Source organism: Pseudomonas brassicacearum (assembly GCF_003732265.1).
GTDB classification, from domain to species: Bacteria; Pseudomonadota; Gammaproteobacteria; order Pseudomonadales; family Pseudomonadaceae; genus Aquipseudomonas; species Aquipseudomonas brassicacearum_D.
Map to the genome: position 1 here is coordinate 1 of NZ_MOBK01000200.1, position 266 is coordinate 266.

Genomic DNA, 266 nt, shown 5'->3' on the forward strand with positions numbered 1-266 from the left:
TCGAGGTGGGCGTGACAGCCGCCAGATATCTGCTGAAAAAAGGCTATCAACGTATCGCCTTCGTGCAGAACAGCGCGGCGGGCGACTTCAGCGCATTGGAACGCCGCGACGGTTACGCAGCGACTTTAAAAGAATCCAGCCTGGAACCCTGGGTCTACGCCCCTGACGCTGATCGCGCACCATTCGAGGCCGGCAAACAGGCGATGGACACCCTGATGAACGCCTCACCGCGCCCCGACGCGATCATCTTCGCCAACGACAACCTC

Annotated in this window: 1 protein-coding gene; it reads left to right on the forward strand. The window is 60.5% G+C overall.

Going from position 1 to position 266, the window contains the following annotated elements; all coding sequences use genetic code 11:
* Positions 1–266: substrate-binding domain-containing protein (locus tag BK660_RS33275; RefSeq protein WP_259698559.1), on the forward strand; the 266-nt coding region annotated here is incomplete at both ends.